This window comes from Streptomyces sp. NPDC093225, assembly GCF_044753805.1.
Taxonomy (GTDB): Bacteria; Actinomycetota; Actinomycetes; order Streptomycetales; family Streptomycetaceae; genus Streptomyces.
This window is the reverse complement of the sequence record NZ_JBIVNX010000025.1, coordinates 54,333-67,015: the sequence shown is the minus strand read 5'-3', so window position 1 is coordinate 67,015 and position 12,683 is coordinate 54,333. Positions and strand designations below refer to the sequence as shown.

Below are 12,683 nucleotides of genomic sequence, written 5' to 3'. Positions count from 1 at the left end.
ATGGTTTCCGGACTGAAACAACCATGCTCCTAGATATTTCAGGTTGTCAAGTAAACCGGTACGCTGGTTGCCATGGCCAGTTCCACAGACCCCCTCACCCTCGAGGTCGTCGAGCTCATCGGCTCCGTCGTGGCCCGCTACCACGACGAGTACGAGCACGCCGCCGCGAACCACCAGCTGACCGGCGCCCAGGCGCGGGTCCTCGGACTGCTCGCCCGCGATCCGATGCCGATGCGGCACATCGCGCAGAAGCTGAAGTGCGAGCCCTCGAACGTCACCGGGATCATCGACCGCCTCGAGGGCCGCGGCCTCGTCGAGCGCCGACCGGACCCGGCGGACCGCCGCGTCAAGCTCGCGGCCGCCACGGAGGAGGGCGCCCGGACGGCGACCCTGCTCCGCGAGTCCCTCGACTTCGCGCGCGAGCCGCTGGCGGCCCTCACGACGGAGGAGCGCACGACGCTGCGGGACCTGCTGCAGCGGATGGTGCGCTAGCAGCCGGACGCGGCTCTTCCCGTGCCTCCCCAGGCGGCGGAGGCACAGGAAGAGCCGCGTCCGGGTGGCGTACGGGCCGCGGGGCGGCCGCCGCGAGGTGCCGTCAGAAGCACCAGAACAGGAAGCAGTCCTCCGTCGGCGACGGCTCGGGGCTCGGGCCGGGCGAGGCGCTGCCGGTCCCGCCGCCGCTCGACGGTCCGTCGCTCGGCCCGGGGGTGGCCGGGTGGCGGGTCGAGCGCGGCTTCTTGCCGGTGTGCCGGGGCTCGGGGGCCGGGGCGTCCGGGGCCACCGTGTCCGTGGGACCGGGCTCCGGCTCCTCCGTCGTGGGGTCCGCCTCCGCGGGGGTGGGGTCGCCCGTGGCCGCGGGACCGTCGGAGGCCTCCGGCTCGCCCTCCCCCGCACCCTGGGCGGAGCCTCCCGAGCCGGACGCGCGGCTGGGCAGGACCGACGGGTCGGCCGCGCCCTGCGTGTCGTCCGTGACGGGCTGGTCGGCGCCCAGGTCCTGCTCCTGGACCACCGTGGTGGCGCGGGCGGTGGGGCGGTCGTCGGAGGTGAGGCGGGCCAGCACGAAGGTGCCGGCGATCGCACAGAGGAGGCCCGCGCCGGCCACCAGGGCGGTGCGGCTGCGCCTGCGGTCGACGGACCTGCGGCGCCGGGCGGCGCGCGCCTGGTGGTCGCCGAAGGAGTACGCGCCCAGCTCCGCCGCGTCCGGGTCGGCGGCCGGAGCGGACCCGTCGTGGCCGGACCCGTCGGAGCCGGACCCGTCGAACCCGTCCGGACCGAACCCGCCCGCGGTGGGGTCGGCGGCCGGGGTGCCGCCGGGGCGCATGAAGGCGGCGGCGGGTGCCCGGGAGGCGTCCGTACCGACTCCGTCGTACGCACCGGTGGCCGGTCCGCCGGGGGTCCAGGGGGCGGGCGCGGCGGGCCCACCGTGGGCTCCCCCGCCACGGGTGCCCTCGGGAGGCCGGCCGTGGGCGGCGGCCGCCTCGGGGCCGGGCCAGGCCGTGGGGGCGTACGGGGACGCGTGGGCGGGCGCGGCACCCGGGCGCATGAACGCTTCCGCACCGGGCGGCGCGAACTCCTCCGCACCCGGCCGCATGAACGTTTCCGCACCGGGCGGCGCGTAGGCCTCCACCCCCGCGGGCGGGGGTGCGTACGCGGCCGGCGCCCCGGGCGCGTACCCGCCGGCGGATCCGGGGCCGTACACGTCGGTGGACGACGGCCGGGCCTGGTCCCGGGCCTGCCAGGGCGGCGGCGCGGCGCGGTCCGCAGGGGCAGGGGTGAGGTGCTCGGCGGGGGTCCCGCAGCCGGCGCACGCCAGTGCGCCGTTGAGGTGCCGTCGGCAGGCGTTGCAGTAGTCCATGGCTGCCGCAGGCTATGCCGCCCGCGGCAACATCGGAGTCCCGGACCTGTAAGGATCCTGTGTGGAATTGCCCGCTCCGGGGCGGCGCGGGCGGTCGGCGGCGTGGCGGCCCGTCCGATGGGGGTGGCAGCCTGTCCGGCATGAGTGGCATGACCTCGTTCGGCCCCGCCGCGTTCCAACTCGTCCTGCTCCGCCGCATGGCGGACTTCCAGCCCGAGCTCGTGGACGAGGCGCGGCGGGCCCTCGGCGCGTCGCTCGCCGACCAGCGCGAGGCCAACAAGCGCTGGCAGGCCATGGTCCGGTCGCCGCGGTCGCGCGGGGCGCTGGCACGGTACCGGTCGGTGCTGGGACCGCCGGAGTCGACCGGGCGGCGACGGATCGGGGACCTGGAGTGCGAGGCGCTGCGGTGGCCGGTGCCGTTGTGGCCGACGTTGCGGTTCGAGGTGCTGGCCGCGCCGGACGGGGCGGTGTGGAACGAGTGGCTGGTACGGGCACCCGGCGAGACGGGCCCGGAACTCGACGGCCTGGCGGACCTGACCCCCTGGTCGTGCACCGTGGACGAGGTGGCGCGGGCGTTCGCACCGGTCCGCCCCCTGGAGGGGACGGCGCCGACGCGGTGGCGGCTGGACTTCCGGGGCCGGGACGCGACGGGGGCGGAGCGGCGCTGCGTGGCGGAGTTCACGTGGGGGCTGCTGCAGCGCCTCTCCTTCCCGGACGCGACCGACCCGGGGGACCGGCCGGTGGGCTGACCGGCCCGGAGGCACCCGCCGGGGGCCCGCAGGCCGGACACCCCCTGGGACTAGGACGCCAGGAACTCCTGGACGCCGCGGGCGACCGCCGCGTCGCCCAGCAGGTCGTTGTGCTTGAGGCAGCCGACCCCGACGTTCGTCGCGCCCGCGAGCGGGACGCTGCCGTCCGGGTTGACGACCTCGTCGCAGTTCGACCAGAAGGTGGCGTACGCGACCGCGCCCGGGGTCTCGTCGCCCTCGGCGAGGTGGCCGACCACCCACGACCCCGGGGTCATGTCGCGGCACGCCTGGTCCCACAGGGCGCAGGCCCACGCCGTGGAGGTGCCGTGGTTGGGGCCGGCGAGGGACACCCAGTGCCCGACCGTGGCCGTGCCGCCGCCGAACTTGGCGTACCAGCGCGTGACCAGGGAGCCGAAGGAGTGGGACACCAGGTCGACGCGGGCGGCGCCGGTCTGCCGGCGGACCTGGTCGACGTACGAGGAGAGCCGGCCGGAGAGGACCTCGTTGACCGACTGGTGGGTGTCGTAGCCCCACGAGAAGAGCTCGGCGTCGGTGTAGCCGGCGGTCTCGAGGCGGCCGCGGAGCGGGCCCCAGACGCCGGGGTCGGCGTTGTAGCCGTGCACGAAGACCACCGGATTTCGGGATACGGCCTGGTCAGCGGCGTGTGCCGGGGCGGGCGCGAGGAGCGCGGCCAGCACGGCGACCGGGGCGAGGAGGGCTGCCAGTTTCTGGCGGGCCGTCAGCATGGGGGACCCCCTTACCTTGTTACGCGCGAGTAGTGGGGGCATGGTGCGGCCCGACACGACAGAAGACCACCCTTGTGCAGCACCCCCCGACGGCTCAGCCCGAGATGGCGGATGTCTTAAATGCCCGAGAAAGTATGAATTGTGACCGACACTCGGCCGGTCACCTTGCGCCAGCGCACTCGGGAGGACCTGCCGTGACCGTCAGTCTTGAGCAGTTGCGTCGCTGCCACGTCGCCGTCGATCTGGGGGCGGCCCGGACGCGCGTCTACGTGAAGGGGCAGGGCCTCGTCGTCGACGAGCCCAGCGTCGCCGCCGTGAACACCCGCACCGGCGCCCTGATCGCCGTCGGCTCGTTCGCCGAGCGGATGACGGGCCGCACGCCCGACTACATCAGGGTCGTCCGCCCCGTCACCGGCGGCACCGTGGTCGACATCGAGATGGCCCAGCGCATGCTGCGCCACCTGCTCGGCGAGAAGCTGCGGCGCGCGCTGCGCCGCAAGCCCCGGCTGCGCGCGGCGGCCTGCACCCCGCACGACGCCGACCCGCTCGCCCAGCGGGCGGCGGTGGAGACCATGGTCGGACTCGGCGCCCGGCGGGTGGAGCTCGTCGACACCCTGATCGCCGCGGCCGTCGGCTGCGGACTTCCGGTCGAGCAGCCGACCGCGACGATGATCATGGTGTGCGGGGCCGCGGCCACCCAGGTCGCCGTGCTCTCGCTGGGCTCGATCGTCACGGCCGAACGGGTGGCCGTCGGCGGCGACGCGGTGGACCACGCCATCGTCCAGCACCTGCGCCACCAGCACGAGCTGATGCTGCCGAGCCAGGCCGTGCGCCCGCTCCAGCTGGCGCTGCACGGCAACGGCATCACCGCGAACGGCCCGGCCGTCACCGAGATCCACGGCCGCGACGTCGCCACCGGCCTCGCCCGCTCCGTCCGGGTGGACACGGCCGCGGTGCGCAACGCCATCCACACCCCCCTGACCGCCGTGCTCGACGCGATCGGCAAGGTGCTGCGCGAGTGCCCGCCCGACCTGGTCGCGGACCTGACGGACCGGGGGATCATGATGGTGGGAGGCAGCGCCCTGCTGCCGGGGCTGGACCAGATGCTGCGGGACGCCACCGGGATGCCCGTCGCCATCGCGGAACGGCCCGACGTGTGCGCCGTGATGGGTCTCGGCGCCATGTTGGAAGGGAAGATCGCTCCGATGGTCCTCAACCCGCTGTCCGCATGACCCCCGCCCCGGGCGGCGCGGAAGCCGGCGGCACCGAGGAGGTGCCCCGGCTTCCCGCGCTGCTCGAAGCGGTCCTCGGCGTCGGCTCCGAACCGGAGCTGCACGCCACCCTCCAGCACATCGTGGACACCGCCACCGAACTGTGCGACGCCCGCTACGGCGCCCTCGGCGTCATCGACCCCGGCCGCGAACACGGCAGCCGGGTCACCGACCTGTTCACCGCCGGCCTGACCGACGAGGAGCGCGCCCGCATCCCGCACCTGCCCGACGGCCGGTCCGGTGTGCTGGGCGCCCTCATCAGCGACCCCCGCCCGGTGATCCTCGACGACCTGGCGCAGGACCCGCGCGCGGTCGGCTTCCCGCCCGGACACCCGCCGATGAAGAGCTTCCTCGGCGTCCCCATCCGGGTCCACACCGAGATCTTCGGCAACCTCTACCTGACCGAGAAGCGCGGCGGCCCGTTCACCGACGAGGACCTCGCGCTGCTGCGCGTGCTGGGCTCGCAGGCCGGGATAGCCATCGGCAACGCCCGGCTGTACGAGACCGCCCGCCGCCGGGAGCGCTGGATCGAGGGCGCGGCCGCGGTGACCACCACCCTGCTGGCCGGCCGCCCGGCCGCCGACGCGCTCATGTGCGTGGCCGAACGTGCCCGGCTGCTCGCCGACGCCGCCGCCGGCGTCGTGCTCCAGCCCACCCCCGAGGGCGGCATGGAGATCGTCGCGGCCTCCACCCGCGACGACCCCGGCGATCTCGTCGGTACGACGATCGCACCGGGCAGTGCCGTTCTGGAGCAGCTGCTCGGCGGCGAGCCGGTGTTCATCGACGACTCGGCCACCGACCCCCGGATGACCACGCGCGTGCGCAAGCGCTTCGGGCCCAGCATGATGCTCCCGCTGCAGAGCGGCGGCCAGCTGATCGGCACCCTCGCGCTGCCGCGGCACCGCGGCGGCCGCCCGTACGACGCCGTGGACCGGCTGCTGGCCAGCCAGTTCGCCTCGCAGGCGGCGCTGGCCCTGGTGCTGGCGGACGCCCAGCACGACCGCGAGCAGCTCGCGGTGTACGAGGACCGCGACCGCATCGCGCGCGACCTGCACGACCTCGTCGTCCAACGGCTGTTCGCCACCGAGATGATGCTGGACGCCACGCGGCGGCGGTCGGCGGCGGCCGCCGTGCCGGACACCGTCGGCGACGAGCTGGGCCGGGCCGTGGACGAGTTGGACTCCACCATCCAGGAGGTCCGTACCGCGATCTTCGCGCTCCAGCAGCCGCCGACCGACGCCCCGACCACGTTCCGCGGCCGGGTGCTGCGCGAGACCGGCGGTGCGGCGGTGCTGCTCGGCTTCCAGCCCTCGGTGCGGTTCGCGGGGGCGGTGGACGCCCTGGTGCCGGAGGACGCGGCGGGCGAGCTGCTGGCGGTGCTGCGCGGCGCGCTGGCCGCGGCGTACCGGCGTACGGAGGTGGGCGCGATCGAGGTGGAGGTGGACGCGCGGGCGGACGACGGCCTGGTCCGGCTCACCGTCACGGACGACGGCCGGACGGCGGCCGGCGACCGCGGTACGACGGTGACGTGGGAGTCGCCGCTGTAGCCGCGGCCGGGGCGGTCGCCCCGGCCGCGGCCACGCGACGTCAGAGCAGCGCCGTGTACGCCTTCGCCGCGTCCCGGTCGTAGCCGACCAGCCCCGCGTCCGCGGGGACGGGCGCCGCGAACGGCGCCGCGGCCTTGCCCGTGCCCGCGTGCAGCCAGAGCGCGCCCGCCCGGTCCTGGGTGACCAGGTCCGGCCGGCCGTCGTCCGTCAGGTCGCCGGGCGCGGCGACGGAGCGGTACGCGCCCCAGCCGGAGTCCGCGATGCGCTTCCGGGCCGCGAACGGGGTCGCGCCCTTGCCAGTACCGGCGTAGAGCCACAGCGCGCCAGAGGCGTCGCGGGCCAGCAGGTCCGCCCGCTCGTCCCCCGTCACGTCGGCGGCACCGACCAGTTCGTCGTACACCCGCCAGCCGCCGCCGACCTTCACGCGCGCGCCGAACGAGGTCGCGTCCGCGCCCGGGTGCAGCCACAGCACGCCGGAGCCGTCGCGGGCCAGCAGGTCGGGGCGCCCGTCCCCGTTCAGGTCACCGGCCCCGGCCAGTTCGCGGTACGCCTTCCAGGCGCCGCCGACCTTGGTGGGAGGCGTGAGCCGGGCGTGCTTGCCGGTCTGCCCGTAGCTCCAGAGCGTGCCCGCGGCGTCCCTGGCGAGGATCGTGCCGCCGGTCCCCCGCCCGGTGACCGGGGCGAGCTTGGTCAGCTGGTCGTGCCCGCCCCAGCCCGGCCCGACGTCGCCCTGACGGTTGGCCACGGGGCGCTTGGGGTCGCCGGTGCCGTCCAGCTCCACGAGCCGGCCCGACCGGTCGCGCGCGTACAGCCGGTGCCGGTCGCGGACCTTGCGGAGGCTGTCCACCTGGAACGAGGTCACGGCGGCGGGGTTGCCGTCGCCGGTCGTCCAGACCTGGTACTCGGCCCGGGCGTCCAGGTGCCAGGCCTGCAGGTCACGGTGGCCGGTGACGGTGTAGCTCAGGGTGTAGTCGCCGGGCCGCGCCACGTCGCACGCGAGGCCCGGTCCGTGCACCCAGTGGAGTTCGCAGGACAGTTCCGGAGCGGTCTCGGCGTCGCCGACCGAGTAGCGGAGTTCGAGGGACTCGGCGCGCCGCTCGGTGGCGGGCAGGGCGGACTGGCCGATGTCGACCAGCAGCCGCCCCGGGTCCCCGGCGTGCAGGGTGACGGTGTGCTTCACTACGGCCCCGGCCTTCACCGGGGGCGCCACGAGGGCGACACGGCTGCGCGCGCCGTGCTCGGGCGTGCGCACGGTGACGGTACGGGCGGCGTGGCGGGTGTCCGCGGGGCGCGACCCGGCGGTCCGCGCCTCCCGCACGGCCTCGTCCACGTCGCCGCCCGGCGGTACGTAGACCACGGCGTAGTGCACGGTGGCGCCGTCGGCGGTGTGCGCGGCCGCCGCCAGCCGCGGCGACGGCACGTAGGGCAGGCCCTTGCCGGAGCACACGAGGACGTCGGCGCTCCGGGGCGGGTTGGTGCAGTCCATGAAGGTGTCCGGCGACACGGACAGCCCGGCGGGCAGTGCGGTGGTCCCGCCCTGCGGGTCGGTGAGCGGCGCGCCGCTCAGTACGTAGACGAAGGTGCCGTCGCTCTCGCCGCCGAGCCGGGTCTCGGGCGAGAGCCAGGTGGTGCCGCCGGGCTTGATGGCGAGGTCGGCCACCCGTTCGAACTCGAGCGGCCCCCCGGCGGCGCTCGCGGGGCCGGTGGTGGCGGTGGCGATGGCTGCGGTCAGCGTGCCGGTGGCGAGCAGGGCCACGGACGTACCGAGCGCGGTCAGGATGCGCGTACGCATGGTCGGTTTCAGTTCCCCCAGATGAACGGCCTGGTCAGGGCCGGAAGTTCAGGACGCCGCCTTCCCCCGTCGGCGTCGTTTCGGAACCTACACGACAGTCCGGGCGATCAGGACGCCAGGGGCGCCAAGGTGGCATCAAGGGCACCGGACACCGGCCCCACGGCTACGGCTGGGCGGGCGGCCGGGTCGCGGCGCGCAGGGCGATGCGGGTGTTGGAGTGCGCGACCCCGGCCTCCCTCTTGAGGCGGCGCAGCAGGGCGTCCAGCGCGGCCGGGTCCGCCGCCCGCGCCCGGACCAGGTAGTCGTGCTCGCCGGTCACGTGCACCACCTCGGTGATGCCGGGGAGCCGGGCGACGGCGGCCTCGAACTCCTCGTTGGTGGTGTCGAGGCGGAGCGTCACGTCGATGAAGACCACCAGCCCGGCGCCGGAGTCCGCGGCCGGGTCGACGAGGACCGTGAAGGCCCGGATCACCCCGTCGCGGCGCAGCCGGCGCACCCGGTCGGCGGCGGCGTTGGCGCTCAGCCCGACCCGGACGCCGAGGTCGCGGTACGAGATCCGCGCATCCCGCTGCAGGATGCCGAGGATTTCCCTGTCCAGCCGGTCCATGCCGCGATTATCGCGGGTGCGGCCGATATCCGCTGCCGGTGCGGGGCGCGGGCGGGCGAGAGTCCCGTCCATGAGCGAATTGCTGACGACGGCCGTATCGGGTGCGGCGGCGGGCCTGGGCGTGGCCATGCCGGTGGGGGCCATCGGCGTACTGCTGCTCCAGGAGAGCATGCGGGCCCGCCGCCCCGCGATCGCCGCGGCGGCCGCCGTCGCGACGGTCGACCTGGGCTACGCCGCCCTGGCCACGGCCCTCGGCCCCCTGGTCGCCACCGCCCTGACCCCGGTCGAGGCCTGGGTCCGCCTCGTCTCGTCCCTGATCCTCCTCACCCTCGCCGGCCACGGCCTGTGGCGCTCGAGACCTCCGACCCCACGGGCGGAGGTCCACGCTCCGACCTCGCCGGCGTCCGGGACACGGGGCCACATTCCAGCCTCGCCGACGTCCGAGACACGGGGCCACATTCCAGCCTCGCCGACGTCCGAGACACGGGGCCACATTCCAGCCTCCCCGGCGTTTGAGGCGCGGGGCCGCATTCCAGCCTCGCCGGCGTTTGAGGCGCGGGGTCCGGGGCGGAGCCCCGGGAAGGCGGGCGCGGAGCGTCCGGCCGGGGTCCGGGGCGCAGCCCCGGGAAACGGTGAAAGGGCGGGGTGGGGACCGGCCCCGCAGGGCAACGGCCCGCACCCGTCGGACGGCGGCCCCGACTTCGCCCCCGAACCCGCGCCCCGCACGGGCAACACCACCCCCACCACCCCCACCCGCACCTTCCTCCGCTTCGCCGCCCTCACCGCCGTGAACCCCACCACCGCCCTGTACTTCGCCGCCCTCACCACCGCCCAGGGCCGCACCCTCGCCCACGGCTCGGCCGGCGCCGTGTTCGTGGCCGCGGCCGGCCTCGCGAGCCTCGCGTGGCAGCAACTCCTGGTCTTCGCAGGCTCCTTCGCCGGCTCGCGCATCTCGGCCACGGCCCGCGCCTGGACGTTCCGAGCCGGCTACGGACTGGTCGCGCTCTACGCCGTGAAGATCGCCCTGCCCCTCCCGTGAGCCCGTAGGGTACGCGCGTGGCCACCCTCTTCCCCGCGCTGGAAGCGCCCTCCGACCGCACCGCCGCGCGCAGCGGCGACCGCACCCTCAGCTACCGCGAACTCGCCGCCGCAGCAGGCGGGCTGGCGGCCCGCGTCAAGGACGCCGGACGGGTCGCCCTGTGGGCCACCCCCACCCTCGAGACCGCTGTCGGGGCGGTCGCCTGCCTGCTGGCGGGCGTACCCGTCGTACCGCTGAACCCGAAGACCGGCCGGCAGGAACTCGCGCACATCCTGACCGACAGCGCACCCTCGCTCGTGCTCGCGGAGAGCGACGCTCGGCTCCCGCTCGAACTGGCCGCGCTGCCCCGCGTCGACGTGACGGCCGACGCACCGCCCCCCGCGGAACCCCACCCGCACCCGCACGCCCACCCCCACAACCACCCCCCGCACGACATCCCCGACGAGGCCCCCGCCTTCGTCATCTACACCTCCGGCACGACGGGCCCCCCGAAGGGCGCCGTCCTCCCCCGCCGCGCCGTCGCCGCCACCCTCGACGCGCTCGCCGACGCGTGGGGCTGGACCGCCGCCGACACCGTCGTGCACGCCCTCCCCCTCTTCCACGTCCACGGCCTGGTCCTCGGCACCCTCGGCCCGCTCCGCCGCGGTGGCGCCTTCCACCACCTGGGCCGGTTCTCGGCCGAGGCGGTGGCCCGCGCCCTCGGCGAGCCGGCCGTGCCCGGCGGTACGACGATGCTGTTCGGCGTGCCGACGATGTACCACCGGCTCGCGGAGGCCGTGGCCGCCGACCCGGCCCTGGCCAAGGCCCTGGCCGGCGCCCGGCTGCTGGTCTCCGGCTCCGCCGGGCTGCCGCTCCACGACCACGAGCGGCTCGCCGCCGCCACCGGCCGCCGCGTCATCGAGCGCTACGGCATGACCGAGACCCTGATGAACACCAGCGTGCGCGCCGACGACACCACCACCGCACCCGGCACGGTCGGCGTCCCGGTGCGCGGCGTGGAACTCCGCCTGGTCGACGAGGCCGGCACCGAGATCACGGGCCCGGCGGGGTACGACGGCGAGACGATCGGCGAGATCCAGGTGCGCGGGGCGAACCTGTTCACGGAGTACCTGAACCGTCCCGGGGCCACGGCCGACGCGCACACGCCGGACGGCTGGTTCCGCACCGGTGACATGGCCACCCGCGACGCGACCGGCCAGGTGCGGATCGTGGGCCGCAAGGCGACCGACCTGATCAAGAGCGGCGGGTTCAAGATCGGCGCGGGCGAGATCGAGAACGCCCTCCTCGACCACCCGGGCGTGCGCGAGGCCGCCGTCACCGGCGAGCCCGACCCCGACCTCGGGGAGCGGATCGTGGCATGGATCGTGGCCGCCGACGAGCAGGCGCCGCCCGCCGCCGAGGAGCTGGCCGACCACGTCGCCCGCCGCCTGGCCCCGCACAAGCGGCCGCGCGAGGTCCGCTTCCTGGCCGCCCTTCCCCGCAACGACCTCGGCAAGATCATGAAGCGCGCCCTGCCCGGCGCCACCACCGGCCCTACGGAACGGGTCACCGAACGGGTCACCGAACCCACCCCCACCCCCGAACCCACACCCGCACCGGCCCCCGCACCCCCCACCCGTCTCACCGCCCGCGAAGCCGTCGCAGCCGTCGCCGACCCCGACAGCTTCGCCGAACTCCCCGTTCCTGCCCGGACGGTACGCCCCGACGGCCCCCTCGGCTGGCAGGGCTACGACGACGCGCACGCCCGCGCCGCCCGCCGGACCGGCGAGGCCGAGTCCGTCGTGTGCGGCACCGCGCGCGTGCGCGGCCGCGCAGCCGTCCTGATCTCCTTCGAGTTCGGCTTCCTCGGCGGTTCCCTCGGCGAACGCACCGGCGACCGGCTGGAGGCGGCGTACGCGTACGCGCGCGAGCACCGACTCCCGCTGGTCTCCCTGATCGCCACCGGCGGCTCGCGCATGCAGGAGGGCATGCTCGCGCTGACCCAACTGCAGCGCGTGGCACGCCAGTCGGTGCTCACCCGGGCCGCCGGGCTGCCGCAGCTGGCCGTGCTGCGCGATCCGACCACGGGCGGCGGCTGGGCCACGCTCGGCGCCGGGGCCGACGTGGTCCTGGCCCTCCCGGGCGCCCAGGTCGGCTTCGCCGGCTCCCGGGTCCGCCCGGCCGACGCCGATCCGGCCGCGTACACGGCCGAGGGCCAGTTCGCGGCCGGTCACGTGGACGCGGTGGTGCCGGCGGCGGAGCTCCCGGAGGTCCTCGGCGGCTGGCTGCACCTGCTGTCCGGCGTACCCGCCGCCGGGACCGCACGGCCCGCCGGGACCGCACGGCCCGCGGGTACCGACGCCCCGGCCCCCGTGCTCCCCGCCGAACCCCCGGCCGCCCTGGCCGCCGCAGACCCCGCACCCACCGGCTGGGACGCGGTCCGGCGGGCCCGCGACCCGCGCCGGCCGCGCGCGGCCGCGTACCTGGACGCGTACTTCGACCTCCGCCTGCCGCTCTCCGGCGACCGGGCCGGCGGCACCGACCCCGGCATGCTGTGCGGCTTCGGGCTCCGCGGCGGCCGGACCATCGCGTACGCCGCCCAGTGCGGCACCGCCACCCGCCCCGCCGGCTACCGCACCGCCGCCCGGCTGGTCCGGCTCGCGGACCGGCTCGGCGTCCCGGTGCTGACCCTGGTGGACACCCCGGGGGCCGCGAACGACGCCGCCGCGGAGCGGGCCGGCGCGGGGGCCGCCATCGCGGAGACCTTCGCCGCCGTCGCCGGCGCGACCGTACCCGTGACGACGCTGGTGGTGGGCGAGGGCGGCTCGGGCGGCGCGCTGGCCCTGGCGGCGCCGGAGAACACGTGGGTGACCCCCGACAGCTACTTCTCCGTCATCGCCCCCGAACTCGCCGCGGCCATCCTCAAGCGCCCCGCGGACCAGGCCCCGGCCACCGCCGACCAGCTCCGGGTGCGGCCGCAGGACCTGGTGGACCTGGGCGTGGCCCGCGGCATCGTCCGCCCGGCCACCGACCGGGACTGACCGCGGGACCGCGATCCCGGCCGGACACCGTCCCGCCCCGCACGCGCAGAGCGCCCG

The 12,683-nt window shown here is 76.1% G+C and carries 10 protein-coding genes; 6 read left to right on the top strand and 4 right to left on the bottom strand.

Going from position 1 to position 12,683, the window contains the following annotated elements:
• The first annotated feature begins 72 nt into the window (after positions 1-72).
• Positions 73-492: a MarR family winged helix-turn-helix transcriptional regulator gene (locus ACIQCH_RS22685; protein ID WP_402583506.1), complete on the top strand. Its 420-nt coding sequence runs from the start codon at positions 73-75 to the stop codon at positions 490-492.
• Positions 493-595: 103 nt separating this feature from the next.
• On the opposite strand, the gene ACIQCH_RS22680 is transcribed toward ACIQCH_RS22685, so the two are convergent.
• The gene (locus tag ACIQCH_RS22680; protein ID WP_402583504.1) at positions 596-1,855 is read right to left on the bottom strand and encodes a hypothetical protein; all 1,260 of its coding nucleotides are present in this window, start codon (positions 1,853-1,855) and stop codon (positions 596-598) included.
• 149 nt (positions 1,856-2,004) lie between these two features.
• On the opposite strand from ACIQCH_RS22680, the gene ACIQCH_RS22675 reads away from it, so the two are divergent.
• Positions 2,005-2,604, top strand: coding sequence for a hypothetical protein (locus ACIQCH_RS22675; protein WP_402583597.1), 600 nt, complete (start codon positions 2,005-2,007; stop codon positions 2,602-2,604).
• Positions 2,605-2,654: 50 nt separating this feature from the next.
• On the opposite strand, the gene ACIQCH_RS22670 is transcribed toward ACIQCH_RS22675, so the two are convergent.
• A complete protein-coding gene (locus ACIQCH_RS22670; protein WP_402583502.1) occupies positions 2,655-3,350 on the bottom strand; it encodes an esterase/lipase family protein in 696 nt (231 codons plus the stop codon).
• 194 nt (positions 3,351-3,544) lie between these two features.
• On the opposite strand from ACIQCH_RS22670, the gene ACIQCH_RS22665 reads away from it, so the two are divergent.
• On the top strand, positions 3,545-4,582 hold the full coding sequence (locus ACIQCH_RS22665) for a rod shape-determining protein (RefSeq protein ID WP_402583500.1): 1,038 nt from the start codon (positions 3,545-3,547) through the stop codon (positions 4,580-4,582).
• Positions 4,579-6,168: a GAF domain-containing protein gene (locus tag ACIQCH_RS22660; RefSeq protein WP_402583498.1), complete on the top strand. Its 1,590-nt coding sequence runs from the start codon at positions 4,579-4,581 to the stop codon at positions 6,166-6,168. The genes ACIQCH_RS22665 and ACIQCH_RS22660 overlap by 4 nt, the downstream gene beginning before the upstream one ends.
• Positions 6,169-6,208: 40 nt before the next feature.
• Here the strand turns inward: ACIQCH_RS22660 and ACIQCH_RS22655 are convergent, their stop codons facing one another.
• Both ACIQCH_RS22655 and ACIQCH_RS22650 read right to left on the bottom strand, forming a co-directional pair.
• A complete protein-coding gene (locus ACIQCH_RS22655) occupies positions 6,209-7,960 on the bottom strand; it encodes an FG-GAP repeat domain-containing protein (protein WP_402583496.1) in 1,752 nt (583 codons plus the stop codon).
• 163 nt (positions 7,961-8,123) lie between these two features.
• Positions 8,124-8,567: an Lrp/AsnC family transcriptional regulator gene (locus ACIQCH_RS22650; protein WP_402583494.1), complete on the bottom strand. Its 444-nt coding sequence runs from the start codon at positions 8,565-8,567 to the stop codon at positions 8,124-8,126.
• Between the two features lie 70 nt (positions 8,568-8,637).
• Between ACIQCH_RS22650 and ACIQCH_RS22645 the strand changes: the two genes are divergently transcribed.
• Positions 8,638-9,606 carry a hypothetical protein gene (locus tag ACIQCH_RS22645; RefSeq protein ID WP_402583492.1) on the top strand — a complete coding sequence of 323 codons (969 nt, stop codon included), beginning with the start codon at positions 8,638-8,640 and terminating at the stop codon, positions 9,604-9,606.
• A 17-nt stretch (positions 9,607-9,623) separates the two neighbouring features.
• Complete coding sequence (locus ACIQCH_RS22640) at positions 9,624-12,626, top strand: AMP-binding protein (protein WP_402583490.1); 3,003 nt, start codon at positions 9,624-9,626, stop codon at positions 12,624-12,626.
• Positions 12,627-12,683: the final 57 nt, after the last annotated feature.